Genomic DNA, 25,781 nt, shown 5'->3' with positions numbered 1-25,781 from the left:
GACCGGGGTGGTCCGGACACCGGTTAGGAGTCCCTCGATGCCGGCGGCTTCCGGGAGGAAGCCGCCGGCACCGCACGCGACCATGACGAGGACAGGCCCCGTGGTCAGAGCAGGCGCCTGATGTCGCCGTAGGCCCGGTAGAAACCGCCCCGCTCGGAGAAACGGACGCCCTCGACGAGGTAGCGGGCCCCGGCCTCGCGCACCCCCTTGGGGAACTGCACGTTCCGCCGCACGTCGTAGCCCTCGCTGACCACCCGAACCCGGAGCCGCTCGCCATCGCGGAAGCACTCCACCACCACGCCCTCGCCGGTGTGCGAGACCGTGTCGAGCACCACGGTCTCCAGTTCGACGGTGGGCTCCACCACCGCCAGCCCGGCGGACGCCTTGACGTCGACGGACTCGGGGAGGCTGCCCCCCTGGGCCGCCCTGATCGCCTCCTCGCTCACGTCGATGCAGGCCAGGGTGCCGTCGGTGGTCACGATGTAGAGGCGGTCGTCGAGGTACTGCATGGAGAAGGCGGAGCCGCAGCCGGTGGCCAGCTTCCACAGACGCTCGCCGCCCTGGTCGAAGCAGTAGATCGAGGAGTGGTTGTCACCGGCGAAGACGTAGCGGCCTTCGGGGGCGGTGGCGCAGGAGAAGACCGTGGCGTCGCAGCGGTAGACCGCCTGGCTGACACCGTCCGACTTGCGCAGCCGGTGCACGGCGCCGCGCGAGGTGCCGGCGTAGACCGAACCGGTCTCCTGCCAGCCGAACAGCACCGCGCCGTTGATGGGCGTCTCCCAGACCGGCGCCCCGTCCGCGGCGTCATAGCGGGCCACCCCGGTGGAGTGCCCGTGGTAGACGGCCTCGTCGTCGCAGCGGACCATCCAGGCCGAGTTGCCCCCGCCCTTGCGCGCCCACTGGAACTCGTCCTCGTGGTCGATCGTGGTGATCCGCCCAGCACGGTCGGAGACACCCAGCACGCCGTCGTGGATGTCCAGCCAGTAGATGTCGACGTCCTCGGCGATCTCGTACGCGACCCTCGGGACCTTGCCGCCGAGATCGTAGACCTTGCCGTCGTCGGCGCCCGCGTAGATCCAGAAGTCGTCGCCGACGATGCACTTGACCCCGTCGGGGAGCCGGAAACGGCCGGTGACGGTGCCACCGTGGGTGACGGTGTAGACGTCACCGTTCTGGTTGCCGACCCAGCAGCGCTCGGAGTCGACGAAGATGCCGAACGCCGCCGCACCGCTGGCGAAGCGCCAGAGCACCGGCGCCTGGGTGGCGGTGGAGCGGGCGCTCTCCACGCTGCGCCTGGTGACCGTGCGGCGCTGGCGCACCCCCTGCACTGCGGGGGCGTAACCCCTGCGGATCTTCTCGTTGATCTTCTTCGCGGCGGCCGCCTCGGCCTTCGCGACGCTGGCGAAGGCCGAGGCCTTGGACTGGCCGGATTCACCGATACGGCCGTACCTGATCGTCACCTGGGTTCCGTCGAGCACCACCTCGTAGAACTTGTGCGAGCTCCCACCGTCCTCGGACAGTTCCAGGTACGTGCTCCGCGCGGTCATGCTCCACCCTCTCCGTTGATCGTCGCTTCCGGAGCGTAGGGCAGCCATACGACAAATAACGAAAAGTCAGGAAAAGTAGTGGCGAGGGCTGTCGACCAGCAGCCGGACCGTACGTGTTCCGCACGCTCCGGCATCCCCGGATCACAAGGAAGTCAGCCGCGGGCGGCGGGTACGTCCGCACCCGGTTCCGGCCATCAGGCCCAGCATGGCCAGCACCGCCACCTCGAAGCCCACCACCAGCCGCTGCGTCACCCCGGCGGGGATGTCCTCGCCCGCCAGGTCCACGCCGACCATCCGCACCACGTACGGGAGGACCACCAGGACCAGCACGCCCAGGGAGGCCAGACTGAGCAACCGGATCGCGCGGGCGTACGGGCCGGCCGCGTGCCGCCTGGCCAGGAGCAGTCCGGCGACCGGCATCGTCAGGAAGGCCACGAACGCCGCGTACCTGTGGATGCCACCGGACATCGACAGCGGCACGCCCGGCTCGTCGGTGGGGAAGGCGCCGATCAGCAGCATGCACAGGCCCCAGATTCCGACCAGCAGGGCCGCCGCGCGGTCCTCGTCCCGCCGGGCCAGAACTGCCCCGATGATCGTCGCGGCGACGGCGAAGAGCGTGAGCGACAGGGGCAGCAGCCAGCCGTCCGCCTCGAACGCGTACTCGCTGATCACCGTGTGCACCGGGTCGAGACCGGTGACCACATGCAGCCCGAACATTGTGGCCGCCCCGGCGCCGATCGCCGCGTAACCGCCGAAGACCATCGCAGATCCCGTGAACGCCTGACTTCCCATGCCTCAACGATGGCGACGATCAAGATCCCGGAATATCGGAGAGAGCCCCCTGACGTCCCTGAGCGGTCCCGTAGGGACCTCGGAGCCAGGTAGTGCCGTCCTCCCGGGGGCGGCCCCCGCGCCACCTCCCTGACCTGCGCGAAAACCCGCGACGGTAGGGCGGTCCTCATCAGGGTCGCCCCCGGGGTGAAGCCCGCCTCCCGCGGACGCGCCGCCCGTCGGGAAGCGGTCACGCACCGACCTGCGCGCGGGCCGGGTTCCACTCCTCGTCGCTCATCCGGATCATCGCCACGCCCACGGCGCCGAAGACGACCAGCAGGAGAAGCGGCCCCGAGTAGCCGAGCAGCGGATTCCAGAGCCGCGCGCCGACCAGCCAGACCACCAGCCCGACGAACACGCCGGCCGGAAACCACCACCCGGCCCGCCCCGCGCGGGCGTACGCCACGGCCACCAGGACCAGACCGAGGAAGGAGCCGGCCATGCCCGGGATCTGCCAGGCGACGATCAGCGCGGGCTGGGCGGCGTCCCGCAGGATCTTCGTGGCCGTCTCCACCGGGAGCTGCTGGTAGAGCACGATGTCGAAGAAGTCGGAGATCATCAGCGAGGAGAAGTTGATCAGACCGAGCACGGTGACCACCCCGGCCAGGTGGGCGAGGACGACCCCCCTGCGCCGGACGAGGTGGACCATGCCGATCACGCCGGGCACCCAGAACACCCAGGCGTAGTGCAGGAGCGTCGCGCTGACCCCGGTGGCCCCGGGGTTTTCGGCATAGCCGAGGGTGTCCTCGACTCCGAACTCCAGGGGGTCGACGATCATGCCCAGCAGCAGGCAGAGGGGGGCGAGGATCAGGCTGACGCCCGCGGCCCCGCGACGGAACGCGTCAGGATTGGCAAGAGTGAACATGGCTCGGAAACTACGGACCGGATCCCTAGCCGTCATCAAGGCCCGCCTTGACCCGCAATCCCCCCAAAGATGGATGTCAACCGCCCTCGCCGCCCCTTACCCTCGCGTCATGCCGCACCCCCCTCCCCCCGCGTCATGAGCCGCCGTTTCCCGCCCACCGCCGTCGACTGGCTGATCGCGGCGGCCATGGCCGTGTTCGGGCTCGCCGAGGAGCTCGGCGAGCGCACATCGGCCTTCGACCACGAGCAGTCCCCGTGGTGGCTGGTCGCGGTCCTGGCCACGGCGGCACTGGTACTCGTACGGCGCCGTGCCCCGTTCACAGTCCTGACCGTCTACTCGCTGGCGAGCGCGGTGAGCTTCGCGTACTTCGGCGACCTCGCCGCCGCCTGGCAGTTCTACACCCAGCTCATCCTGCTGTTCACCCTGGTCAGCGAGGCTCCCCCGCGAGATCCCAGGACCGTGGGCGGGCTCGTGGTCACCGGGCTCTTCATCGGGTCGATGATGCTGGCCGTCGACCAGCACTTCGGCCCGGGAGACATGGCGGTTGCCGTGGTGATGGCCTCGATCGCCGGCGGCACCGGCCTCGCCGTGTGGTGGCACCGGCAGGTCGCGATCCAGGCGCGAGAACGCGGCGAGCTGCTCGCCCGCAAGGCCGTGACCGACGAGCGCACCCGGATCGCCCGCGAGCTGCACGACGTGGTCGCCCACAGTGTCAGCGTCATGGTCATGCAGGCCGGCGCGGCCAGGCTGATGCTCCGCCCCGACCAGCTGGTCGAGCGCGAGACGCTGACCGTGGTGGAGGAGGCCGGCCGCGAGGCGGTCGAGGAGCTCCGTCGCATGCTCGGCCTGCTGCGCACCGACTCCAGCGAGGACGGGCTGGCCCCGCAACCCAGCCTGGCCCGGTTGGAGGACCTGGTGGAGCAGGTACGCGCCGCCGGGCTGGAGGTGGAGCTGACCGTGCGGGGCGAGGCTCGGCCGCTCCCGGCCGGGCTGGAGCTGTCGGCCTACCGGATCATCCAGGAGGCGCTGACCAACACGCTCAAGCACACGGGCCCGGCACGCGTCACGGTCACCGTCTCCCATCTGCCTCGCACGCTCAGCCTGGAGGTCGTCGACGACGGCCCCAGAAACGGCCGCGTCGGCCCCCAGGGCGCCGGGCACGGCCTGATCGGCATGCGGGAGCGGGTCGCGCTCTTCCACGGGCGGCTCGCCACCGGGCCACTGCCGGACGGCGGTTACAGCGTCAGCGCCTCGTTCCCGCTGGCGATGCGGGTCACCGGGGAGAAACCCGCAGGCTGAGCGGGAGACCGTGAAGGAGAGCCGAATGACCATCACCGTCGTACTGGCCGACGACCAGACCATGATCCGCCGTGGGCTCCGGCTCGTCATCGGCACCCAGCCGGACATCCGGGTGATCGGCGAGGCCGCGGACGGGCGCGAGGCCGTGGAGACGGCCAGGCGCCTCGGGCCCGACCTGGTGCTGCTCGACATCTCGATGCCCCGGCTGTCCGGCATCGCCGCGGCCCGCGAACTGCTGGCCGACCAGGCCCCGCCGAAGATCCTCATCCTGACGACGTACGACACCGACGAGAACCTCGACGGGGCCCTGCGCGTGGGGGTGAGCGGCTTCCTGCTCAAGACCTCGCCGCCCGAGCGGCTGTTCACCGCGATCCGCACGGCGGCGCGGGGCCTGGGCGCGCTCGACCCCGCCGTCACCACCCGGGTCATGGCGGGCTACGTGGGCACCCCTCCCCTCCCGCGGACCGTCACCCGGCGGGAGCGGGAGGTCCTCACCCTGATCGGCCGCGGCCTGAACAACTCGGAGATCGCCGCCACCCTGTTCGTCGCGGAGTCCACGGTCGGCACCCACATCAACCGCCTGCTGTCCAAGCTCGCCCTGCGCGACCGCGCCGAGGCGGTCAGGTACGCCTACGAGCACGGCCTGGTCCGCCCCGGTGAGCACCGGGGTCAGTAGGCGAAGAACACCGTCTCGCCGTCACCCTGGAGGCGGACGTCGAACCGGTAGGCCCGCTCCCCCTCCGGCGCCGCGACGAGCGTGCGCCGGCGCGCCGGATCCACCTCGGCGGGGAACGGTGCCTCCGCGGTGAGGTAGACCCGGGTCCAGACCGGCTTGAGCAGGCCGCGCGCGAAGATCAGCAGAGGAAGGTAGTCGGCGGGCCTGGCCGTGCGGAAGCGGTAGGAGCCGTCGGCCCCGGTCTCGCAGCGGCCGAACAGCCCCGGCTGGCAGATCTCCAGCAGCGCGTCCGACACCGGCTCGCCCGCGCCGTCCAGCAACCTGCCGCGCAGCTCGATCACGTCCGGATGGTCCTCCGGTACGACGAGGGGTCCCTCGTCGTACGGCAGGGCGAACCCGAAGTACGGCCCCACGGTCTGCGACGGGGTCTGCGACATCACTCCTCCTCAAAGGGGGTCGCGCCCAGCACGACGTCCCAGCGGTAGCCGAGCGCCCACTCGGGCTCGGTGACATCCAGGTCGAAGGCGGAGACGAGCCGTTCGCGGTCCTTGGGCTCCGGGACCGACAGGAAGATCGGGTCGTAGGCGAACAGCGGGTCGCCGGGGAAGTACATCTGGGTGATCAGGCGCTGGGTGAAGGCGGTGCCGAACACCGAGAAGTGGATGTGCGCCGGACGCCAGGCGTTGGGGTGGTTACGCCAGGGGTAGGACCCCGGCTTGATCGTGACAAACCGGTAGCGGCCCTCGGCGTCGGTCAGGCAGCGGCCGAACCCGGTGAAGTTGGGATCGAGCGGAGCCGGGTGCCGGTCCACCGGATGGGCGTACCTGCCGGTGGCGTTCGCCTGCCAGACCTCCAGCAGCGTGTTCGGCACCGCCCGGCCCCGGCTGTCGAGGACCTGGCCCGTGACGATGATGCGCTCGCCGATCGGCTCGCCCGCGTGCTGCCTGGTCAGGTCGTGGTCCAGCGGCCCGACCGGCCGGTGACCGTAGACCGGGTCGAGCAGCTCCGCCGACTCCGGATCGAGGGCGGGTCGCACCGGCGGGTACGAGGGGGCGCGAAGCAGGGTGCTGAGATAGCCGGGGGTGAGGTGGTGCGGGTGCGGATCTGTGAGGGTCACGGACGGACTCCGAAGTCGAAGGGCAGGCCGACGTAGTTCTCCGCGAGCGTGGTCGCGGCGGCCTCTGAGGAGGTGACGTAGTCGAGATGCGCGGTCTGCAGGCGCCGCCCGTAGGGGTCGTCGGCGTCGAAGGTGTGCAGCAGCGTGGTCATCCACCAGGAGAAGTGCTGGGCGCGCCAGACCCGTTTCAGGCAGTTGTCGGAGTAGGCGTCCAGCCGGTCGCCGGAGCCCGTCGCGTAGAACTCGGCCAGGGCCTCGGTCAGCATCCGGACGTCCGCGACCGCCAGGTTGAGTCCCTTGGCCCCGGTGGGCGGCACGATGTGGGCGGCGTCCCCGGCGAGATAGAGGTTGCCGTGGCGCATGGGCTCGGCGACGAACGAGCGCATCGCCGACATGTCCCTGGAGATGATCGGCCCCTCGGCCAGCGTGAAACCGGGGACCGTCTCCAGACGTGCCCGCAGCTCGGCCCAGATCCGCTCGTCCGGCCAGTCGTCGAGCGCGGCGTCCGGGGGAACCTGGAGGTAGAAGCGGCTGATCTCCTCAGAGCGCATGCTGTGCAGCGCGAAGCCCCGCTCGGTGTGGGAGTAGATCAGCTCCTTGGCCGACGGAGGGACCCGCGCGAGGACGCCGAGCCAGGCGAAGGGATAGTCCCGTTGGAAGACCGTCAGGACGCCCTCGGGGATCGACCGCCGCGAGACGCCGTGGAAGCCGTCGCACCCGGCGATGACGTCGCAGTCGAGGCGCTCACCCTGGAAGGTGAGGTAGGGGTCCCTCTCCAACGAGTGCAGGGCGACATCCGGGACGTCGAAGAGAATCCTCCCTCCGTCGGCCAGTCTGCGGGCGACGAGGTCCTTGACGACCTCCTGCTGCCCGTAGACGGTGATGGCCCGGCCGGGAACGAGCTTCTCGAAGGGGATGCGGTGCCCGGCCCCGCCGTACCGCAGCTCGATGCCGTGGTGCGGCAGCCCCTCGGCGCGCATCCGGTCGCCGACGCCCGCCTCGTTGAGCACGTCCACCGTGCCCTGCTCCAGCACCCCGGCACGCACCCGCTGCTCGATGTGGTGCCTGCTCCGTGCCTCAAGGACCACCGAGTCGATGCCCCGCAGGTGGAGCAGATGGGAGAGCAGCAGCCCGGCGGGGCCCGCCCCGACGATCCCGACCTGAGTTCGCATGCGTCGAGCATTCCGTACCGTCCACCCCCGCACGCGCCACTCTTCCGTTCAGCGGAAATCTTTCAGCTCCGCAGGGCGGCGAGATCCCGGGAGAGGGCTCCGGCCGCGGTCAGCACGGCGGGTGCCAGCCGGCGCGGGTCGGCGTTGTGCCGCCAAGCCACCAGTGACAGCGCCGCCACCACCCGGCCGGCCGCCCCCCGTACCGGCACCGCGACCGAACAGGCGCCCACCGACATCTCCTCCTGCGTGCAGGCGATCCCGGTCCGGCGGACCTCCTCCAGCTCGTTACGGAGCCGCGTGGGGTCCACCACCGTGTTGGGCGCGTGCGGGGTGAGCTCCCCGGCGAGCACCCGCTCCACCGTCTCCGGGTCCGCGAAGGCCAGCAGGACCTTGCCGACCCCGGTCGCGTGCAGCGGCAGCCCTCCGGCCACCCGTGAGACGATCGGCACGGAGGCGGGTCCGCGCAGTCGCTCCAGGTACAGCGCCCGGTCGTCACGGAGCACCGCGAGCTGCACGTTCTCGCGGGTCGCGGCGTAGAGGTCCTCCATGTACGGCAGGGCGAGCTCGCGCAGCTCCCGCGGTTCCGCCGCCTGGGCACCGATCCGCCACAGCAGCATTCCGACCCGGTAGGAGCCGTCGGGGAGCCGCTCCACGAAGCCGCCCGCCACCAGCTCCCCGACCAGCCGGTGGCCGGTGGCCGGAGGCAGCTCGGCCCGGCGGCAGATCTCGGTGAGCGTCAGCCGCACGTCTCCCGGCAGGAACGCGCCGAGGATCGCCATCACCTTCCCGGTGACCGTGGGCGCTCTCACGCGTCCCGCTCCGGCCGCCGAGACCTAGGGAGCGGAACCCAGGCGGGCGGCCAGGATCCCGGCGCGGGCGAGCTGCACCTCGCGAGCCTTCTTCGCGGCGAAGCCCAGCATCGGCCTGACCCAGGCGTGCACCACGAGGATGTCCTCAACCTCGGTGCCCCCGTTCTTCTCGCTGAGGGTGAACCGGTAGTCCAGGCGCACCCCGCCGGGACTGTCGACCTCGCCCTCGACGGTACGCGGCGTGTTCCGCAACGTCACCTTGATCATGTTGTCGTACTTGACGACACCGAGGAACCTGAAGCGTTCCACCGAGGTGTAGCGGATCTCGGCCTCCCCCTGTTCGATGTCCTTGACCGCGACCACCATGGGCGAGAGCCCTATGTAGCTCTGCGGCTGACTCAGGTGGGCACGGAGCGCCTCCGGGGTGTTACGAACGTGAAAAGTATTGCGAAGCGTGACTTTCGGCATGCTCTGTCCCCGCTTGAAGATCTTTATTGGGAGACACTAGCGGGTTCCGCCATGTACCAGCGAGCATGTTGTTCACCTCGGGTGAGGGAATCGAGCCTGCGAGGCAACTCGCGTCGGGAGAAGGGATCCGCGGCGGCGTTGCGGATGTGGATGCCCACCGCGTAGATGTCCCTGACCTCCATGAGGGTGGAGTATCCCGGCCAGGAACGCAGATCGCTGCCGTACGCGTCGGCGAACGCGTCCACGTCGGCGGCGGTCAGCCCGAAGCGCCGCTGGCCGTGGTAGGTGTGGACCAGGTCCCACTCGCGGGGGCCGACCGCGACGCCGTCCCAGTCGCAGAGCACCACATGGCCGTCCGTGCAGCGCAGCAGGTTGTCGATCCAGGCGTCACCGTGCAGCAGCACGGGCTCGTCCTCCACGCCGAGGTCCAGCCAGCGCTCTGTCAGCTCCGCGATGCGGTCGCGCAGCCAGGCCCGCTGGCCGGGGGTGAGCTCTTCGGAGCGGTCCACCGCGCGGCGCACCTCGCACAGCGGGTCGACGAACCGCCGCAGCGCCATCGGCGGCACCGGCAGCAGGTGCAGGCTGCGCAGGATCTCACCCAGCTCCGTGGTGGTGGGGCGGCCGCTGGCCGGCACGTAGTGCCAGAACGTGACGACCCTGCCCTCGTGCACCACGGGCTGCTCGGAGATCTCATCGGCCGGGCGCACCGCGGGGAACCCCTGCTCGGCGAGCCAGCGGGCCACCGCGAGGACCAGCGGCAGCCGGGTCAGCGCGTTGGGCGCAGTGGCGATCCTGACCACGATCTCGCTGCGCAGCTTGAAGACGGCGTTGCTGCGCACCCGCAGCAACTCCGCGTCCCGGTGATCGATGCCGAGATCCTCGCAGACCTCTCGCAGGACGGTGAAGGCCTCCTCGGCGAGCGACCCCATCAGCTGACCGGAGCCGCGCCGATGACCAGGTCGTTCAGACGGCGCACCGCCGCCACCCGGTGCCTGGTCTGCGGCACCTCCGACAGCAGCGCCCTCGCACGGTTGAGCACGATGGAGGTGCGGTGCTCCGGCGGAACCTGAAGCAGTGCCTTCTCCGCCAGATGGCAGGCGTCGTCGACCTTGCCGTCGCGGACCAGGTGCGCCGCCTGGTCGAGCAGGATCAGCACAGGGTCGATGGCGTACGGTTCCGAAGGGCTGGTGGGCCCCGGCTTCCAGTCGACATCCTCACCCAGCTCGATCAGGGTGCCGATCCGGTAGAACTGCAGCCGCCGCTCGGAGAAGCGGAAGGCCAGGTGGTCGTGGCCCTCGGGGGGCATCCTGGCGAAGATCCGCTCCGCCTCGGCCAGCGCGACCCTGGCCGCCTTGTGCTCGCCCATCCGGGCCAGTGCCCGTGCCTCGGCCGCCGCGCCGAGCGCCGCCGGGGAACTGGGTGCGCTCCCCGCGAGCATCCTGGCCTCGCGCGCCAGCCGCACGGTCTCGGCCAGGTCTCCGTAGTAGTACGGCAGCATCGCCTGCTGTGCCCGGACGAGGGCGCGCAGCCGCACGTCACCCATGTCGTCGGAGGCGTTGCGCGCGGTGCCGTACCAGGCGTGGGCCTGGCGGGTGTCGCCGAGCTTCATCAGCGCGTCGGCCGACAGCAGCGCCAGCATGACCGTGGCGTTGAGCAGGCGGCGCTGGGCCATCGCGGGCTGACGGGTCAGGGAGAGCGTCCTGACGTCCGACAGCTCCAGCATGAGCCGGTAGAGCATCGGCACCGGCGCGCTGCTGATGTACTCGCGCCGGTAACGCATCACCTGCTCGTCGAGCCGGTCGAGCTGCTCCTCGGAGACGGTGGAGATGGCGAGCGTACGGTCCAGATCCTGACGGGTCCGCTCCACCTCGGCCAGTAGCCGGCCCGTCATCACGGACCGCGAGCCGAGCAGAGCCTGGTGGAACAGTGCCCGTCGCTCGATGTCGTCTTCGGACCGTTCCCGCTCCTCGGCCTGGTAGGGCGAGCGTCCCTCGCCGCCGGAGACGACCACGACCTTGGCGCCTCCGCCGTCCTCGCAGTAGTCTCCGGCCAGGCCCAACCTGACGGCGTTCGCGCGGTACAGTCGGGCCAGCAGATCGATGGTCTGCGGGCGCGGTCTGGCCCGGTTGTTCTCCCAGGCGTTGAGCAGGTCGATGCTGGCCCGCGCCTCGCCCAGGTTCTGGTGCTCACAGAGCTCCTCCAGCTCCTGGACGGACTGCCTGGCCGACCATCCCCTGGCCAGGCGGTGCGCCTTGAGCAGGCTCACCCCGCAGCAGCCGTGAATGGCCTGCGCGGTCTGCCAGTGGGTCCACTGCCTGGACGCCGCCTGCTCGCGCCAGCGACGCGCACACGCGGGTGAGTGCTCACCTCGGGCCACGGCGTCCCTCTCCCGGTCGCTGTTTACGCAACATTAACAAGGGCGCACCACAGCGTAAACGCGTCCGTGCACCGGATTCCCTTTATTCGCGGTTTCTCCACGGAACATCCATGACTTTCCGGTCTATTCCACTGATCCGGAGGGGGTTTGCGGAAGGACCGATTGCCTCAAGTGCCACGAAACCGCACTCTGCAAAGAAGCAAGTCACGAGTGTCCGCCAGGAGTGATCCGGATGATGGCAGAACGCGGCGAGGCCGTCGACCACCTGCGTCGGTTGGCAGCCCAGTTGGAGGCGCACGCCTTCCAGGTACGTCTGAGGTCGGCGGCGGGGCTTTATCCAAGGCTCCATGTGATCAACCCGATGGCCCCCGCCAGGACCGAGGACGTGCTAGCCGCCCATGAGGACGACGGCGAGTGGTGGTTCTGGTTGTCCTGGGCCGGTCGCATCGGCCACGCCGAGGACGTCGCCACGGCCGCGGAGCGTGTGGCCAGTGTTCTTCATGTGATACGGAGATAGGTGATTCTTGGGGCTGACATGGGTAACACCCGGTGATCCAGCCCAGAATGGAGCGGCATCGTGAAAAGGATCCTGGTCGTGCAACGCCCCCGTCCCCCCCGCAGGCCGGTACCGCTCGACCTGCGCAGCCCCTCGGGTCGTACGCTCCCTTTCTGACCGTCGGCGAAGAGACCCTCTTTGCACCCCCGGGGGTGGGGCCTTCCACCCCAGACGGACTTGCAAGGGGCTTTCAAGCGTTCTGCAGGCGGTTCGGTAGACCTTATGCGCATGAACAGCGCCCCTTTCGCCTTCAGTGTCAGTGTGGTCGTCCCCGCCATGAACGAGGCTGAGAACCTCCCCCACGTCTTCGCGACCCTGCCGTCCTGGATCGACGAGGTGATCCTGGTCGACGGCAACTCCATCGACGACACGGTGGCCGTGGCCAAGGCCCTCCGGCCCGGGCTGCGCGTCGTCAGGCAGACCGGAAAAGGCAAGGGCAACGCTCTCACCGAGGGCTTCGCCGCCGCGACCGGTGACATCATCGTCATGATCGACGCCGACGGGTCGACCGACGGCAAGGAGATCCACGCCTTCGTGACCGCGCTGGTCGAGGGCGCCGACTTCGCCAAGGGCTCACGCTGCGCCCCCGGCGGAGGATCCGACGACATCAGCCCGATCCGCTCGCTCGGCAACACGGTGCTGACCAAGATGACCAACCGGCTGTACGGCACCCGCTACACCGACCTGTGCTACGGCTACAACGCCTTCTGGGCCCGCCACCTCGACGCGCTCGACCTCGACTGCGACGGTTTCGAGATCGAGACACTGATGAACATCCGCGCCGCCCAGGCCGGACTCGTCATCCGCGAGGTTCCCAGCCACGAACGCAGCCGGATCCACGGCGTCAGCAACCTGCACGCCGTCCGCGACGGCCTTCGGGTGCTCCGCACCATCCTCCGCGAGCGCGAGGGCCGCGTCGGCGACATCCGGCTCCGCCGGGAACAGGTCGCCGCCTGACCCCCTCGGTCAGCGAGATCGGGAGAAATCAACATCACCGAGCACCGTCGCCTCGAAGGCGACATCTCCGGCTCCAGACACTTCCTTCTCGCCGCCCCCGGCCGGGATGGCGAGAAGGCGTTCCCCCGGCCCGAGGGCCGGAGCACCGGCCCCTACTCCGCGGGAACACCCGCCTCGCCCTTCCTCAAGACTGTGGACACGCCCGGCGCACCCCCCGCCCGAGGCCGTCCGGCGAGCGTCAGGTGTCCCGCTCCCCGTTGAGCACGCGTGCCACCCACTCAAGCGATCCCGTGCCGAGTGCTTCGTCCGCGAGGCGTTTGGCGGACGGCGTCTTCAGCGCGGCGAGAGAGCTGTCGATCCATGGCTGCACGTTCTGATGCCCCTGCTCGCGGTACTCGATCGCCTGGATCAGGCACTCCAGCTTGTCCGCGTCACGGGCGCAGACGGCTTCGAGGCTGGTCTTCTCCTCGTACTCACCGACCGCGCCGCTCACCATCTCCGCCACGGGCTCGGGGAGACCGCGCACCTGGTCTGCGGTGACCTCCTCGTTCCGTGCCGCCTTCAGGTAGGGCTTGGCAAGGTAGGGAATGTCGGTGACCCGCGTCTCCTGCGTGTCGTGGAACAGGCTCATGAAGGCCGCCCGCTCGGGGTTGCCGCCTTCCAACGCGGTGATCACGCTTGCGATGACCGCCGTCCGGAAGGAATGGTCGGCGATGCTTTCCGGATCCCGTACTCCCGCGACCAGCCAGCCCGTGCGCCGGTAGCGCTTGAGCAACCCGATCTCATACAGCAGGCCGGCCAGCCTCGACGGTTCCTCGGCCATGGAAGCCCCTCTCCCCCCTCGGTGGATCACACTCGGAGGTTGAACTCCTACCCGGTCTGAACGCCGGGGATTCTTCCCGCCGCACCGGCTGAGCGGCGCGGAGTTGACGCTTCACGACATGGGGGACAACCACCCAGCGGCGTGGTCGCGATAAATGACTCGCGTCGTCTCCTCGCGGGTTCATACGATCAGTGGACTTTTCACCACAAAGCGGGAAGGTCGCGAGACGCGATGCTGGATCTGTTGTTCGATCTGGAAACCCAGGATCCCGACGATGTGCTGACCCTGTGCCTGGTCGCGACCCATCCGGCGGTACGGCTGCGCGCCGTCACCGTCACCCCGGGGTCACCGGCCCAGGTCGGACTGGTCCGGCGTGTGCTCGGGCTGGCCGGCCGGGACGACGTCCCGGTGGGCGCCAGTGATCCCGGCACCGGCAAGGACCATGTGTCCGCCTTCCATCACCGCTGGCTCGGCGCTCCCGGGCCGGCTCTGCCGGACGCCCCGCCCGGCGCCCTGATCGCCCGGACCCTGGAGCGCCATCCCCGGGCCACGCTTCTCACCGGCGGGCCGCTGCACAACCTCCGGCGCTTTCTCGACGAGCAGGCGGGGGTGAGGCTGAGCCGGTGGGTGGCCCAGGGCGGGTTCGCCGGTGACAACGTCGTACCGCCCGAGCACCGGCTGCCGAAGTTCGACGGCCGTACCGCGTGCCCGACGTTCAACTTCAACGGCGCCCCCGGGGCGGCCCGGCTCGCACTGTCGTCCGGTGACCGGATCGCCCGGCGCGAACTGGTGTCCAAGAACGTCACCCACGGAGTTCGCTACGACCGGGAGTTCCACGAGCGGCTGCGGCCGTACCGGGACCGCACGGCCGGACTCGCCCTGGTGTTCTCGGGCATGGAGCACTACCTGCGCAAGAAGCCGGGGGGGAAGCTGTTGCACGACCCCACCGCGGCCTGCGTGGCCATTGACCACACCATCGCCGGCTGGGCGGAGGTCGAGATGGTCCGGGAGGAGGGCGGCGCGTGGGGCGCGCGGCCGGCCGCCGACAGCCAGACGTTCATCACGACCGCACTCGATCACGAGCGGCTCTTCGAGACCTTTGTCGGCGAGGGCACCGTTTGATCTCGCACCGTGGCCGCGTGTCGTGCGGAACCTCGCCTCAGGCCGCTTCCAGCGCCTCGGCCACGGAGGGGAACATCTCGAACACCTGGGTCAGGCCGGCCAGGTTGAGCCGCCGGGCGAGGTTGCCCTGAACGCCGGTGAGGATGACCCGCACTCCCTCGCTCAGGCCGTGGTGGCGAACCTGGAGCAGTTCGCCGATCCCCGAGGAGTCACAGAAGGTCAGGGCCGACAGATCGAGGATGAGAAGCTGCGAGGGCAGGGCACTCCACGCCCTTCCCATCTCCTCCCGTAGCACCCGCGTGTGGTAGTGATCGAGCTCCCCGCTCGCCCGCACGACGAGCACGGTGCCGTGCAACCCTGAGGTGGCGGTGAAAGCAGGCCCCGCCTCATTTCCCACGAACATGACCAATCTTCTGACCTACCTTGTCCCGAGCAACACAACTGTCTCATACACCGTGAACCACCCCGGCAGATCACGGAGCACGCCGGCCTCGCCGGTCGTTCACGTCGTTCCGGGAAACACCTTCTTCGCCTCCTCGACCGTACGGCGGGTGTCGAACAGCTCCGCCACCCCAAGGCGGCTCAGCCGGTTCCTCATCGCGGCGGAGAGGCCGACGAGGACGAGCGAGCCCGTCAGGCGGCGGACGCGGGTGAGGGCGTACATCAGCACGCCGTACCCGGTGGAGTCACAGAAGGTGACCTCGGTGAGGTCGATCACCAGGCGCGGGTGATCGGTCGCCCGCAGGGCGACGTCGGCCTGCTCCTTCAACAGGGGCGCGGACCCGTAGTCCAGTGCCCCCGCCGCGTACAGGGTTGTGAAGTGACGGTGCCTGTCGGCTCGGATGTGGAATCCCGCACCGTCTTCGCCCCTCAACATCGGTATCCCCTCCTGACTATGTGCCAGGTGCCCCCGAACAGACGCTTCCAATCCTGGCGGGCACGGCCAACCGGTAGTGATATAAGGAACAATGACGACATGCTGAAACCGCGCCCGATGGCGGTCATGGTCATCGGAACGCTCCTGATCGCCGCGTGCGGCGCGGGCCGGACGGCGCCCGAACCCGATCCGACGCCGGATCGTACGAACTCCCAGAGCCTGACGCCACCGGCCACCTCCTCTCCCGATACCGAGTCCCGGAATCCCACGGCGACTCCCCCGGCGAACGCGGTGATCGCCGCGTCCGCCGAATGGGCGGTGGAGACAGGAGGCTCGAAACTGTCGGGCGCCACGGCACTGCTCGACGTGGCGGCGACCGGCCCCCGGGACGCCTGGGCCGTGGGATACCAGGACAGCGCGGAGGATCGGGAGGGCACGCCCGCGGTCCTCCGCTGGGACGGGAGTCGCTGGCGGCAGGTGCCCCTGGACGAGGTCGACGCCTACCACCTGGAGGCGGTCAGTGCGGGCGGTCCCGACGACGTGTGGGTGGCGGGCAACGGCTCAAGCCCGTTCGCCGCGCACTGGAACGGGCGGGCGTGGAGCACGCACCGGCCCTTCGGGGTGGCCGAGGACTACCGGCTGGCGGATGTCGCGACGAGCGGCGGCACCGCGTGGTTCGTCGCCAACGGCCCCTCGGGGGCCGTCGTCGTGGAATGGCGGGACGGCGAGTTCCACAACGCGCTGAACATCGAGAAGAGCATCCTTGAGGCGGTCACCTTCAGGGAGGGGCATGTCTGGGTGACGGGGACGGGCGAGAGCGGTGCCCCGCTGGTCTGGCACGGTGTGGATGGATCGTGGGAGCGGACGGAGACACCCCAGATCCCCGGTGGCAGGCTCAACCGGGTCTGGCAGGTCTCTCCGACAGAGGTGTGGGCGGTCGGGCGGATCTCCACCGCCCCGGACGCGCGGCCGGACCTGAAAGGCGCGCAGCCACTGGTCATCCGCTGGGACGGGAGCCGCTGGACCCGGGCCGAGGTGCCGGTCTCGCGCGGTGTCCTGCACGGCGTCACCGCCTTCGGACCCGGCGACCTGTGGATCAGCGGCGTCGACGCCGACCACCCGGGGCAGGTGCTCATCCTGCGCTTCGACGGCACCGCCTGGTCACGCGAGTACGGTCCGCTGTTCCGTGCCTACACCGCCACCCAGCAGTACGACGAGACCGACGACGTCGGCGGCACCGGTCTGGCCCGGGTGCCGGGCACCGACACGCTGTGGGCGGTGGGCGCGGTCGGCATCGGCGACGACGAGAGAGCCTTCGTGCTCCGCCGCTGAGTCCTCCCCGGATCCTCCCGCGCGATCACGAGGTCGCCGACTTGGAACAGACGGTGCCTCTGCCGGAAACACGAGCCCCGTACTCTACCGACACAACGCGCCTTAGACCCCAAACCGCCATGGCTGACCTCATCAACCACACAACCGGGATGTCGACACCATACCTCCGCCTCCATCCGGTCCGCGCTCGGCGAAAAAATCTGCGAAAAAGTCAGTCAGCTGGCGTAGTCTCTCTCGAACTCCAACAAAGAGGGAGTAGGACATGAAAAAGGCCCTAATCCTCCAAAAGCCCAGGCCGCCTCGGAAGCCCGCCCCTCTCGACCTCCGCACCCCCTTAGGACGAGCTCTGCCCTTCTGACAGGAAGAGCCGGTTGACGAACCAGAGGATCATCCCGATCGCGAGCAGGACCCCCGCTCGGATGTAGACGTCCGCCCCCCTGCCGGTGACCGGCAGCGCCAGGACGAGACAGACCAGCGCCCCCAGGGCGGGCATCCAGCTCGGCGCCCGGAAGTGCTCGTGGTCCACCTGCTCCCTACGCAGGACCAGCACCGCCACGTTGACGATCATGAAGACACAGAGCAGCAGGAGCACCGTGGTGTCGGCCAGGTTGCCCACGTCGCCGGTGGCCACCAGCACCGCCGCGACCCCCACGGTGAAGACGATGGCCACCCATGGAGTGGATCTCGTCGAATGGACCGACGCGAAGATTCGCGGCACGATCCCCTCCCGCGCCATGCCGTAGACCAGGCGCGAGGCCATGAGCATGTTGATCAACGCGGTGTTGCCCACCGCGAGCAGCGCGATCAGAGCGAACAACTTGGGCGGGAACGCCAGCCCGGCGACCTTGACCACCTCGAGCAACGGGCCGGACGAGGTGGTCAGCGTCCTGGTGTCGACCAGCATGGTCGCCGTGAACGCGACCCCCAGGTAGATGATCGCCGCGGCGGCCAGGCCGCCGAAGAGCGCCCGGGGAAAGTCCCGCTGCGGGTTCTTGGCCTCCTCGGCGAGGTTGACCGAGTCCTCGAAACCGAGCAGCGCGTAGAAGGCGAGTGCCGTGCCTCCCAGAACACCGAGGAAGGCGCCGTTGACCGGGTGGAACTCCAGGGCGCGGGACGGTTCACCGTCACCGGACAGCAGCGCGTAGATGCCGATCGCGATGATGACCAGCAGGCCGAACGCCTCGATGATCGTCAGCACCACGTTGACCTTGATGGACTCGGAGATGCCGGCGAAGTTCACCAGGGCGACCAGGCCGAGGAAGATGAACGCGCCGACGACGACCGGCAGCGTGACGAACTCCGCGAGGTAGTTGCCACCAAAGGCCCGCGCCGCGGCACTCGCCGAGGTGATCCCGCTCATCATCACCGCGAATGCCACAATAAAGGTAACAAAGGGGATATTGAACGCTTTATTCACATAAAGCGCAGCACCTGCGGCCTGTGGATATTTACCGACGAGTTCGGCGTAGGCGGTCGCCGTCAGCGCCGCCAGCAGGAAGGCGACGAGGAAGGGCAGCCACAGGGCTCCCCCGACATAGCCCGCGACCTTCCCGACCAGCGCGTAGATCCCCGCGCCAAGGATGTCGCCCACCACGAACAGAAGCAGAACCCTGCGTCCGATGACGCGCTTGAGCGAGCGCTGACCGGAACCGGATTCGACGATCACCTCAGCCATACCCCGCTCTTACCCACCGCGAGGGTGGAATCACACCAGGTAACTTGAGTCACTTCTGTAAGCATGATGAAAGTGGCGCGCAAGTCCCCATGCCTACTGTGTTCCTTGTCACGAAATGCAATGAAAGGCAGAAATGTTCCGCGCCCTTTCCTCCCGCCGTATCGTCGTCGCCGCCGCGGGCGCCGCTCTCATATCGATGACCGCCGCCTGCGGCGGGTCGTCCACCAACGACGCGATCTGCGCCGAGGCCGCGTGGTCGAAGCCCTTCGCGGACTACACCGCCTCCGCCACGGCGAGCGCCGGTGACCTCGGCAAGTTCAACGACGCCGTCGCCAAGCTCGCCGCCGACCTCAAGGCCCTGGCGGACACCGCGGACGGCGACCTGGCCGCCGCGCTCACCGACCTCTCCACGTCGTTCGGGTCGTTCAAGATCGACGCGAACGACCCGGCCGCCGCGGCCACGGCCGCCGGGACGTTCGGAACGAAGATCCAGGAGGCAAGCACCAAGCTCGTCGCCGCCTGCTCGTAACCGGACCCGTGCCTCCTGGTGACAGGAGGCACTCCCGGTACGGTCGCCGCTCCGCCTGCGGGGGGCAGTGCGGCGCGGCGACCGTACCGAACATCCCCCAAGGCCCCTGCCACCGCACGGCAGGGGCCTCGCCGTCTCACCCGCCCCCGGCCCAGCCTGTGCGATCCCGGGTGCGGGGTGCTCTCCCGCCCGCACGGGGCCGGCCCCGTCAGGCCCCGCGGGCGCGAGCCTGCTCGTAACAGCGTTCGAAGCCTTCGAGCACCGCGGGCCAGGAACTGTGGACGGGCTCGGTCTCCCGGTTGTTCGCCGCGATCGCCTGGCGCAGCTCACGGTCGCGCACCAGCCTGGCCACCGACGCGACCAGGTCGTCGAAGCTCCGCCCGAGCAACCCCTCCTTGCCCTGCCGGACGAAGTCGGCCACCCCGCTCTGCGCGCGCGCCACCACCGGCACCCCCGCCGACCTGGCCTCCAGCGCCGCCAGCCCGAAGGACTCGCGGGGCGCGGGAGCGACGAACACGTCCGTCGCGGCGAGCAGTTCGCGGATCTGGTCGCGGCTGTAGCGGCCGGGAAGCGAGACCCAGCCGGTCATCCCGTTGGCCCTCAGGTAACGCTCCATCTGCGATCGGGCCGGGCCGTCCCCGACGACCGTGGCCCGCATCGGGATCTCCCGAGGCACCAGGGCACGGGCCTCCCGCAGCAGCCGCAGCAGCCGGATCGGCTGCTTTCTGGGCGCCAGCCGCCCCACCGCGACGACATGCACCGGGGCGGAGGGCGCGGAGTCCACAGCGACGGAATCCCCGGAAAGGGGCACGGCGCGCCAGCCGGAGACGTCCAGTCCGTTGGAGACCACGTGCACCGGCACGCCGGGACCGGCCACCGCGCGGATCGGCAGGGCGGCCGCCTCGCTCACCGCGGTGCCCACCAGCCCCCAGCGGTGCCATCCGAACAGCAGCCGCAGCCCTCGGTAGAGCGCCCTGGTGACCGGGTCCCACATGCTGTGCACCGTGACGACCAGGGGCAGCCCCGCCCGCGTCGCCGCCCGCACGCCCATCCAGGCGAACGGCGAGACCGCGCCGGTGTGCACGTGCACCACCTCGGGACGCCGCGCTTTCACCAGACGGAGCAGGTGTCCCACCCCGAACGGGTGGACCGGCAGGTCGAAGGGGAGTCCCGCGACGATCCTGTGCACTCCGGGAAGAGGCTCCCCCGGGGTGGCGGTCGCCACCTCGACATGGTGACCCGCCTCCCGCTGCATCCGGATCAGATCGGCGACCTGCACCTCGATCCCACCGAGGCGCGGCAGGTAACAGTCACTGATGTGGAGGATCCTCACGATGCCAGCGTAGACCCGCGTGAGATCATGCCTGCGTGCCCCCCGATGGCACATCCAGCCCTCGCGAACGGAGTCAGCCTGATCAGCAACGTCAAGACAGCGGTGTTCTTTCATGCCCATCCCGACGACGAGGCCCTGCTGACCGCGGGCACCATGGCGATGCTCGCCGCCGAGGGACACCGGGTGGTGCTCGTCGTGGCGACCTCGGGTGAGCGAGGCCAGGCCGACCTCGAACCCGGCGAGGCACTGGGCGCCGCCCGGATGGCCGAGCTGTACGCGTCGGCGGCCGCGCTCGGCTGCGCCCGGGTGGTGAACCTCGGCTACGGGGACTCCGGGCTGGCCCCCGGCGGCGGGATCGCCGACGACCGGCCGGACAACGCCTTCATCGACGCCGACGCGGAGGAGGCCGCCCGGCGGCTGGCCGCCATCCTCACCGAGGAGAGGGCCGACCTGCTGACGACCTACGATCCGGCGGGAGGCTACGGGCACCCCGACCACGTCCAGGTGCACCGGGTCGGCGGCCGGGCCGCCGAGATCGCGAAAACCCCGATCGTGCTGGAGGCCACGGTCAACCGTGACCCTCTGCTGCGGGGGCTGCGGCTCGTCCGGAGGTTCTACCCGCAGCTCGACATCCGTGCCTTCGAGCGGGCCTACTCCCCCGGCGAGGTGATCACCCATCGGGTCGGCGTGCGGCGCTTCGCCCGCCAGAAGCGGGCGAGCATGGCCGCCCACGCCTCCCAGGCCACCGGCGCCGACACCCGCACGCTCGGAGTCATGCTCAAGATCCCCCAACCCCTCTACCGTCTGGTCTTCGGCACCGAGTGGTACGTCAGGCGGGACGTCCCCCTGGGCTCCCGCCTGAGGCACCCGTTCGAAATTCCTCCCCGAGGATGAGTCCGGAAGCGGCACACTGGGGCAGGGGTGTTACGTGAAGAGCAGATTGCTCCAGATTGGATTGTCGGTCGCGTCGCTGGCGCTGGCCGCCACGCTTGTGCTCTTCCTGCCCCAGATAGTGGCGACCCTGACGGGCAAGCACGTCTCCTGGTCACAGATCGGCGCCCAGTTCGCCGGGCTGGGTCTCGGAGAGGTCGCGCTGATGGCCGGCGTCTGGCTGCTCAGCCTGCTGGCCTACACCTTCGTGCTGACCGCCTCCCTGCCCGGCCTGACCCACCTGCAGGCCCTGACGCTGAACGCGGGCGGCAGCGCGGTGAGCAACCTGCTCCCCTTCGGCGGCGCGGCCGGGGTGGCGATGACGTTCGCGATGACCAAAGGATGGGGTTTTTCCGTCCGGGCCGTCGTGGTCTCCACGCTGACCAGCGGCATCTGGAACACCCTCTTCCGGTTCCTGCTGCCCGCGGCGGGAATCGTGGCCCTGCTGTTCAGCGGGCAACCACTCAGCCCCGCGGTGGCCAGTGCCGGCTGGGCGGGTGCGATGTCCATCCTGGTGCTGGTCGCCGTGGTGACCGTCGCGCTCTACTGGGACCGCGCCGCGGACCTCCTGGGTCGGGTCCTCGACGCCCTCGCCCGCCTGCTCCCCCAGCGGATCCGCCCCGGCCGCCACACCGCCTCCGAGGCGCTGGCCAAGCTGCGGGCCGACACCTCCGAGATCGTGCGGAATCGCTGGGCCGGGCTGACCCTGGGCATGATCTTCTTCCTTGGTTTCCAGTGGCTGATCCTGGTCGTCTGCCTGCACGCGACCGGCGCCTACCCGGGTCTGGCCCAGTCGATCGCCGCCTTCGCCCTGTCCCGGGTGCTGACCACGGCCTTGGTGACTCCCAGCGGTACGGGGATAATGGAGGCGGGAACCATCGGCGCGCTGGTCTTCTTCGGTGCGCCGCTGGACTCCGCCACCGCCGCCGCACTGCTTTTCGGGTTCTGGACCTACACTGTCGAAATCCCCTTCGGTGGACTGGCCCTCGGCGCGTGGTCGTTCCTGCGTCGGCGTGAGAACACCGCACCGGCCCCTGAAAAGGAGTCGATCAGCCGCTAGATTGGGAAATACCTTGTGTGCGATTGGAAGGCCCACATAGCGTGGCGGCTGACATGGTGGCGTTCCGAGTTCTCGGCCCGGTCGAGGCGCATTCCGGTGAGGACCAGCTCGATCTGGGCGGGCTCCGTCAGCGTGCGGTCCTGGCGCGCCTGCTCGTCGCGCGCGGACAGGTCGTTCCCGTCGACTCCCTGCTGTACGACCTGTGGGACGACGACGCGGCCAAGGGCGCACAGTCGGGCCTCCAGGTCTACATCTCCCGGCTGCGCCGGGTGCTGGAGCCCGGCCGGCCGCGCGGAGGTCCCAACCGGCTGCTGGTGACCGTGGCCTCGGGCTACGCGCTGCGCGCCGCCCCCGAGCAGGTCGACGCGCTCCGCTTCGAGACGCTGGTCCGCACCGCCGGAGAGCACCTGGAGGGCGACGACCCCGCCTCCGCGCGGCCTCGCCTGGAGAAGGCCCTGGGCCTGTGGCGCGGCACCCCGTACTCCGACTTCGCCGACCAGCCGTGGGCCGAGGCCGAGGTCAACCGGCTCGCCGAGCTGCGTCTGGTGGCCCGTGAGCGGCACGCCGACAGCGGCCTGCGGATGGGCATGCCCGCGGAGGCGGTGCCCGACCTGGAGGCGCTGACCACCGAGCACCCGCTCCGCGAGGAGGGCTGGCGGCTGCTGGCCCTGGGCCTGTACCGCTGCGGACGGCAGGGTGAAGCGCTGGCGGCGCTGCGCAGGGCGCGCACGATCCTCTCCGAGGAGCTCGGGATCGACCCCGGCCCGGCGCTGCGCAAGCTGGAGTCCGACATCCTGTCCCAGGACCCGGGCCTGCAGCTCGCCACCCCGCCGCCGGCCAGGCAGCGCCAGCAGGTGACCGCCGACACCTGGCCGCCCAGGCCGACGGTGGCCCAGGTGGAGCTTCCCCCGCTGGAGCCCGAGCCGTTCGTCGGCCGCGACGCGGAGCTGAGCAGGCTGACCACCGCCGCGGCCAGGACCGGCCGTTTCACGGTCGCGATCATCAGCGGTGACGCGGGCGCGGGCAAGACCACCCTGGTCCGCCAGCTCAACAGGCGGCTGTCCGACGACGGGTGGGGCATCTCCTCCGGGGCCTGCCCCGACAGCAGTGCCACACCCCCCGGCTGGGCCTGGGTCGAGATCCTGCGCACCCTGGTGAGCGCGGCCGGTCCCGGTGAGTACGCCGCGCTGCTGGCCCCGCTGCTGGACGACGCGGCCCCCGAGCCCGACGACGACCAGGCCTCCGGCGGATTCAGGCTGCACCGGGCGGTGGGCGGCTACCTCGCCGCCGTCGCCAAGGAGACGCCGATCCTGCTGACCCTGGAGGACCTGCACTGGGCCGACGACCAGACGCTGGCGCTGCTCCGCGCGCTGCCGAGCCTGCTGGCCACCAGCCGGGTGCTGCTGGTGCTGACCTGCCGCGACAGCGAGCTGAGTGACCAGCAGGCCGACGTGCTGGCCGCGCTGGCCAGGCTTGGTCCCGTCCGGGTCGGTCTCACCGGACTCGACACCAAGGCGGTGGCCGAGCTGGTCCGGGCGACCTGCGTGCGCGAGGTGGACGAGGACGCGGTCAACAGCATCGTCGAGCGCACCGGCGGCAACCCCTTCTTCGTCCGCGAGACGGTGCGCCTGCTCGACGCCGAAGCGGTGAGCGACCGCGCGACGGCCGCCGAGGTGATCTCCGGTGTGCCGTCGGGCGTCCGTGACGTGCTGCGGAGGCGGATCTCCCGGCTGCCCGCGACCGCCCAGCAGATCTTGCTGCAGGCCGCGGTGATCGGCCGCGATGTCGACGTGGACGTGCTGGTCGACGTCTCCGGCGACGAGGACGCCGTGGTCGACGCGGTGGAGGCGGCGCTGCTCGCCGGGCTGGTCACCGAGCCGGGCCCCGGCATGCTCCGATTCGACCACGATCTGGTCCGCGACACGCTCTACTCCGACGCCTCCCGCCTGCGCCGCTCCCGGATGCACGCCGCGGTGGCCGCGGTGATCGAGCGCAGGAATCCCGGTGACGTGGCCGCGCTGGCCCACCACTACGACTCGGCGGGCACCAGCGAGACCGCCATCAAGGCGGTGCACTACGCCCAGCTCGCCGCCGAGCAGGCCGAGCGCCGTTTCGCCCACCGCGAGGCCGCCACCCTATGGGAGCGGGCCATCGCCGCCTTCGACAGGTCGGGCATCACCCACACCCCCGACAGCACCAGGGAGCGCCTGCTGCTGACCCTGCGGCTGATCAAGGCATTGGCGCTCTGCGGCGACATGGCCGCGGCCCGCAGGCGGCGACGTGAGGCGATGGACGCCGCGCTGCCGCTGGGCAACCTGGAGCTCACCGCCCGGGTGGCCGCCTCGCTGGCGGTGCCGCACAAGGGCATGGCCCGCGACTTCACCCGTACCGCCTGGGAGATCGTCGACGTCGCCGAGCAGGCGCTGGTCGAGTTGCCCGCCGGTGAGCAGTCGCTGCGGGCGAGCCTGCTGGCCACGCTCGCCCTGGAGTTGGAGGGGTCGGCCACCCCCCGGGGCGAGCAGGCCTCACTGGAGGCCGAGGAGCTGGCCAGACGGTCCGGTGACCCCGCCCTGCTCGCGACCGCGCTGAGCGGGCGACTGCGCCAGTCGTACGGCATCACGCCGGTGGGCGAGCGCGAGGTCATCGGCAGGGAACTGCTGGAGGTCGGCAGGGCGACCGGGCAGATCTCGGTGCAGGCACTGGCCCACCTCGTGCTGATGGAGTGCGCGGCCGCCTCGGGCGCGTTCGCCGAGGCCGACGCGCACGTGGCCGCCACCGAGAAGCTGTCCAGGCAGTACGGCCTGTCCGCGCCGGCCGCCGTGGTCGCCTGGTACGCCGGGCAGCGCCTGATGATCGCCGGTGACTTCGCCGGGGCGGAGCGCGCCTACCGCGACGCCGCCCGGCTGACCGCCAGGGCCGGCATGCTGGAGGGCCGCCAGGACCTGCCGCTGATCACCACGTTCTGCCTGAACCTGGTCAACGGGCAGGCCGCCGAGATGGTCGAGCCGCTGGCCGAGGCGCACCAGCGCGGGGCCAAATGGACACTCGACGCCTATGCGGTGGCCCTCGCCTCCGCGGGTCATCATCGCGACGCGAGGGCCGTCATCGCGGTGAAGACGCCGGTGCGCCCGGACTTTCTCTACGAGCTGGCGATGATCTGGCGGGCCCTGGCGGGCATGCTGCTGGACGACCGGGAGCGGATGATCGAGGCGTACGACACGCTGAAGCCGTTCGCCGACCGGATCGCGGGCGCCGGCACCGGCGTGGTGGCGCTCTGGCCGGTCGCCCTGACCCTGGGCGACCTGGCGTTGCGGCTGGGCTTCACCGACGCGGTGCGGCCACACTACGAGAACGCCCTCGCGGTGGCCGAGCGGGTCGGCGTGAGCCGGTGGGTGGAGGCGGCGCGGCGCTCCCTCGGCGGCTGAC

Annotated in this window: 25 protein-coding genes; 10 read left to right on the top strand and 15 right to left on the bottom strand. The window is 70.3% G+C overall.

Annotation, left to right across the window (positions count from 1 at the left end; translation table 11 throughout):
• Positions 1-104: 104 nt before the first annotated feature.
• From IG98_RS0115640 to IG98_RS0115630, 3 genes are all read right to left on the bottom strand, one after another.
• A complete protein-coding gene (locus IG98_RS0115640) occupies positions 105-1,547 on the bottom strand; it encodes a WGR domain-containing protein (RefSeq protein WP_030912094.1) in 1,443 nt (480 codons plus the stop codon).
• 141 nt (positions 1,548-1,688) lie between these two features.
• Entirely contained in the window at positions 1,689-2,339 is a 651-nt protein-coding gene (locus tag IG98_RS0115635) for a DUF998 domain-containing protein (protein ID WP_084195373.1), read from the bottom strand.
• 229 nt (positions 2,340-2,568) lie between these two features.
• Positions 2,569-3,243 carry a hypothetical protein gene (locus IG98_RS0115630; RefSeq protein WP_030912089.1) on the bottom strand — a complete coding sequence of 225 codons (675 nt, stop codon included), beginning with the start codon at positions 3,241-3,243 and terminating at the stop codon, positions 2,569-2,571.
• Positions 3,244-3,378: 135 nt separating this feature from the next.
• Between IG98_RS0115630 and IG98_RS0115625 the strand changes: the two genes are divergently transcribed.
• Positions 3,379-4,542 carry a sensor histidine kinase gene (locus tag IG98_RS0115625; protein ID WP_051752142.1) on the top strand — a complete coding sequence of 388 codons (1,164 nt, stop codon included), beginning with the start codon at positions 3,379-3,381 and terminating at the stop codon, positions 4,540-4,542.
• Positions 4,543-4,567: 25 nt separating this feature from the next.
• Positions 4,568-5,218 carry a response regulator gene (locus IG98_RS0115620; RefSeq protein ID WP_030912082.1) on the top strand — a complete coding sequence of 217 codons (651 nt, stop codon included), beginning with the start codon at positions 4,568-4,570 and terminating at the stop codon, positions 5,216-5,218.
• Here IG98_RS0115620 and IG98_RS0115615 read toward each other — a convergent pair.
• The 7 genes from IG98_RS0115615 to IG98_RS0115585 all read right to left on the bottom strand — a co-directional run bounded on the left by IG98_RS0115615 (position 5,212) and on the right by IG98_RS0115585 (position 11,161).
• Entirely contained in the window at positions 5,212-5,655 is a 444-nt protein-coding gene (locus IG98_RS0115615; RefSeq protein ID WP_030912079.1) for a peptidase associated/transthyretin-like domain-containing protein, read from the bottom strand. The two genes, IG98_RS0115620 and IG98_RS0115615, sit on opposite strands and share 7 nt — an antisense overlap.
• Positions 5,655-6,335, bottom strand: a complete 681-nt coding sequence (pcaH, locus tag IG98_RS0115610; RefSeq protein ID WP_030912076.1) for a protocatechuate 3,4-dioxygenase subunit beta — start codon at positions 6,333-6,335, stop codon at positions 5,655-5,657. The genes IG98_RS0115615 and pcaH overlap by 1 nt, the downstream gene beginning before the upstream one ends.
• Positions 6,332-7,507: a 4-hydroxybenzoate 3-monooxygenase gene (locus IG98_RS0115605; protein ID WP_030912073.1), complete on the bottom strand. Its 1,176-nt coding sequence runs from the start codon at positions 7,505-7,507 to the stop codon at positions 6,332-6,334. Before IG98_RS0115605 ends, pcaH begins: the two co-directional genes overlap by 4 nt.
• Before the next feature lie 62 nt (positions 7,508-7,569).
• Positions 7,570-8,316 carry an IclR family transcriptional regulator gene (locus IG98_RS0115600; RefSeq protein ID WP_030912070.1) on the bottom strand — a complete coding sequence of 249 codons (747 nt, stop codon included), beginning with the start codon at positions 8,314-8,316 and terminating at the stop codon, positions 7,570-7,572.
• Between the two features lie 24 nt (positions 8,317-8,340).
• Entirely contained in the window at positions 8,341-8,784 is a 444-nt protein-coding gene (locus IG98_RS0115595; protein WP_030912067.1) for a hypothetical protein, read from the bottom strand.
• 23 nt (positions 8,785-8,807) lie between these two features.
• On the bottom strand, positions 8,808-9,713 hold the full coding sequence (locus IG98_RS0115590) for a phosphotransferase enzyme family protein (RefSeq protein ID WP_063766221.1): 906 nt from the start codon (positions 9,711-9,713) through the stop codon (positions 8,808-8,810).
• Positions 9,713-11,161 carry a helix-turn-helix domain-containing protein gene (locus IG98_RS0115585; RefSeq protein ID WP_030912061.1) on the bottom strand — a complete coding sequence of 483 codons (1,449 nt, stop codon included), beginning with the start codon at positions 11,159-11,161 and terminating at the stop codon, positions 9,713-9,715. Before IG98_RS0115585 ends, IG98_RS0115590 begins: the two co-directional genes overlap by 1 nt.
• A 232-nt stretch (positions 11,162-11,393) precedes the next feature.
• On the opposite strand from IG98_RS0115585, the gene IG98_RS0115580 reads away from it, so the two are divergent.
• Both IG98_RS0115580 and IG98_RS0115575 read left to right on the top strand, forming a co-directional pair.
• Complete coding sequence (locus IG98_RS0115580; RefSeq protein ID WP_030912059.1) at positions 11,394-11,678, top strand: hypothetical protein; 285 nt, start codon at positions 11,394-11,396, stop codon at positions 11,676-11,678.
• Positions 11,679-11,945: 267 nt separating this feature from the next.
• Positions 11,946-12,674 carry a glycosyltransferase family 2 protein gene (locus tag IG98_RS0115575; RefSeq protein WP_030912056.1) on the top strand — a complete coding sequence of 243 codons (729 nt, stop codon included), beginning with the start codon at positions 11,946-11,948 and terminating at the stop codon, positions 12,672-12,674.
• Positions 12,675-12,912: 238 nt separating this feature from the next.
• Here the strand turns inward: IG98_RS0115575 and IG98_RS0115570 are convergent, their stop codons facing one another.
• Positions 12,913-13,497, bottom strand: a complete 585-nt coding sequence (locus IG98_RS0115570; protein ID WP_030912053.1) for an HD domain-containing protein — start codon at positions 13,495-13,497, stop codon at positions 12,913-12,915.
• A 231-nt stretch (positions 13,498-13,728) separates the two neighbouring features.
• Between IG98_RS0115570 and IG98_RS0115565 the strand changes: the two genes are divergently transcribed.
• The gene (locus tag IG98_RS0115565; RefSeq protein WP_030912050.1) at positions 13,729-14,619 is read left to right on the top strand and encodes a nucleoside hydrolase; all 891 of its coding nucleotides are present in this window, start codon (positions 13,729-13,731) and stop codon (positions 14,617-14,619) included.
• A gap of 37 nt (positions 14,620-14,656) precedes the next feature.
• On the opposite strand, the gene IG98_RS0115560 is transcribed toward IG98_RS0115565, so the two are convergent.
• Together IG98_RS0115560 and IG98_RS0115555 are read right to left on the bottom strand one after the other, a co-directional pair.
• Entirely contained in the window at positions 14,657-15,022 is a 366-nt protein-coding gene (locus IG98_RS0115560; protein ID WP_084195372.1) for an STAS domain-containing protein, read from the bottom strand.
• 99 nt (positions 15,023-15,121) lie between these two features.
• Positions 15,122-15,496: an STAS domain-containing protein gene (locus IG98_RS0115555; protein ID WP_051752139.1), complete on the bottom strand. Its 375-nt coding sequence runs from the start codon at positions 15,494-15,496 to the stop codon at positions 15,122-15,124.
• Positions 15,497-15,595: 99 nt separating this feature from the next.
• On the opposite strand from IG98_RS0115555, the gene IG98_RS0115550 reads away from it, so the two are divergent.
• Complete coding sequence (locus IG98_RS0115550) at positions 15,596-16,828, top strand: RodZ family helix-turn-helix domain-containing protein (RefSeq protein WP_030912042.1); 1,233 nt, start codon at positions 15,596-15,598, stop codon at positions 16,826-16,828.
• A 334-nt stretch (positions 16,829-17,162) separates the two neighbouring features.
• Here IG98_RS0115550 and IG98_RS0115545 read toward each other — a convergent pair whose 3' ends face one another.
• Positions 17,163-18,503, bottom strand: coding sequence for an APC family permease (locus IG98_RS0115545; protein ID WP_030912040.1), 1,341 nt, complete (start codon positions 18,501-18,503; stop codon positions 17,163-17,165).
• Positions 18,504-18,636: 133 nt separating this feature from the next.
• Between IG98_RS0115545 and IG98_RS0115540 the strand changes: the two genes are divergently transcribed.
• Positions 18,637-19,032: a hypothetical protein gene (locus IG98_RS0115540; protein WP_030912037.1), complete on the top strand. Its 396-nt coding sequence runs from the start codon at positions 18,637-18,639 to the stop codon at positions 19,030-19,032.
• 208 nt (positions 19,033-19,240) lie between these two features.
• Here IG98_RS0115540 and IG98_RS0115535 read toward each other — a convergent pair whose 3' ends face one another.
• Complete coding sequence (locus IG98_RS0115535) at positions 19,241-20,365, bottom strand: glycosyltransferase family 4 protein (protein ID WP_030912034.1); 1,125 nt, start codon at positions 20,363-20,365, stop codon at positions 19,241-19,243.
• Positions 20,366-20,410: 45 nt separating this feature from the next.
• On the opposite strand from IG98_RS0115535, the gene IG98_RS0115530 reads away from it, so the two are divergent.
• The 3 genes from IG98_RS0115530 to IG98_RS0115520 are packed head-to-tail and all read left to right on the top strand — an operon-like array spanning position 20,411 to position 25,780.
• Entirely contained in the window at positions 20,411-21,259 is an 849-nt protein-coding gene (locus IG98_RS0115530) for a PIG-L deacetylase family protein (protein ID WP_051752137.1), read from the top strand.
• A gap of 34 nt (positions 21,260-21,293) precedes the next feature.
• On the top strand, positions 21,294-22,355 hold the full coding sequence (locus tag IG98_RS0115525) for a lysylphosphatidylglycerol synthase transmembrane domain-containing protein (protein ID WP_030912027.1): 1,062 nt from the start codon (positions 21,294-21,296) through the stop codon (positions 22,353-22,355).
• Between the two features lie 53 nt (positions 22,356-22,408).
• Positions 22,409-25,780, top strand: a complete 3,372-nt coding sequence (locus IG98_RS0115520) for an ATP-binding protein (protein WP_030912023.1) — start codon at positions 22,409-22,411, stop codon at positions 25,778-25,780.
• Position 25,781 lies beyond the last annotated feature (1 nt).

It is taken from the genome of Streptosporangium amethystogenes (assembly GCF_000721075.1).
Lineage (GTDB): Bacteria > Actinomycetota > Actinomycetes > Streptosporangiales > Streptosporangiaceae > Streptosporangium > Streptosporangium amethystogenes.
This window is presented reverse-complemented; position numbering and strand designations above follow the sequence as displayed.

Coding starts and splice junctions, on each gene's coding strand:
- IG98_RS0115640 (WP_030912094.1), bottom strand. CDS start 1,547: ATGACCGCGCGGAGCACGTACCTGGAACTGTCCGAGGACGGTGGGAGC.
- IG98_RS0115635 (WP_084195373.1), bottom strand. CDS start 2,339: ATGGGAAGTCAGGCGTTCACGGGATCTGCGATGGTCTTCGGCGGTTAC.
- IG98_RS0115630 (WP_030912089.1), bottom strand. CDS start 3,243: ATGTTCACTCTTGCCAATCCTGACGCGTTCCGTCGCGGGGCCGCGGGC.
- IG98_RS0115625 (WP_051752142.1), top strand. CDS start 3,379: ATGAGCCGCCGTTTCCCGCCCACCGCCGTCGACTGGCTGATCGCGGCG.
- IG98_RS0115620 (WP_030912082.1), top strand. CDS start 4,568: ATGACCATCACCGTCGTACTGGCCGACGACCAGACCATGATCCGCCGT.
- IG98_RS0115615 (WP_030912079.1), bottom strand. CDS start 5,655: ATGTCGCAGACCCCGTCGCAGACCGTGGGGCCGTACTTCGGGTTCGCC.
- IG98_RS0115605 (WP_030912073.1), bottom strand. CDS start 7,507: ATGCGAACTCAGGTCGGGATCGTCGGGGCGGGCCCCGCCGGGCTGCTG.
- IG98_RS0115595 (WP_030912067.1), bottom strand. CDS start 8,784: ATGCCGAAAGTCACGCTTCGCAATACTTTTCACGTTCGTAACACCCCG.
- IG98_RS0115590 (WP_063766221.1), bottom strand. CDS start 9,713: ATGGGGTCGCTCGCCGAGGAGGCCTTCACCGTCCTGCGAGAGGTCTGC.
- IG98_RS0115580 (WP_030912059.1), top strand. CDS start 11,394: ATGATGGCAGAACGCGGCGAGGCCGTCGACCACCTGCGTCGGTTGGCA.
- IG98_RS0115575 (WP_030912056.1), top strand. CDS start 11,946: ATGAACAGCGCCCCTTTCGCCTTCAGTGTCAGTGTGGTCGTCCCCGCC.
- IG98_RS0115570 (WP_030912053.1), bottom strand. CDS start 13,497: ATGGCCGAGGAACCGTCGAGGCTGGCCGGCCTGCTGTATGAGATCGGG.
- IG98_RS0115565 (WP_030912050.1), top strand. CDS start 13,729: ATGCTGGATCTGTTGTTCGATCTGGAAACCCAGGATCCCGACGATGTG.
- IG98_RS0115560 (WP_084195372.1), bottom strand. CDS start 15,022: ATGTTCGTGGGAAATGAGGCGGGGCCTGCTTTCACCGCCACCTCAGGG.
- IG98_RS0115555 (WP_051752139.1), bottom strand. CDS start 15,496: ATGTTGAGGGGCGAAGACGGTGCGGGATTCCACATCCGAGCCGACAGG.
- IG98_RS0115550 (WP_030912042.1), top strand. CDS start 15,596: ATGCTGAAACCGCGCCCGATGGCGGTCATGGTCATCGGAACGCTCCTG.
- IG98_RS0115545 (WP_030912040.1), bottom strand. CDS start 18,503: ATGGCTGAGGTGATCGTCGAATCCGGTTCCGGTCAGCGCTCGCTCAAG.
- IG98_RS0115540 (WP_030912037.1), top strand. CDS start 18,637: ATGTTCCGCGCCCTTTCCTCCCGCCGTATCGTCGTCGCCGCCGCGGGC.
- IG98_RS0115530 (WP_051752137.1), top strand. CDS start 20,411: ATGGCACATCCAGCCCTCGCGAACGGAGTCAGCCTGATCAGCAACGTC.
- IG98_RS0115520 (WP_030912023.1), top strand. CDS start 22,409: ATGGTGGCGTTCCGAGTTCTCGGCCCGGTCGAGGCGCATTCCGGTGAG.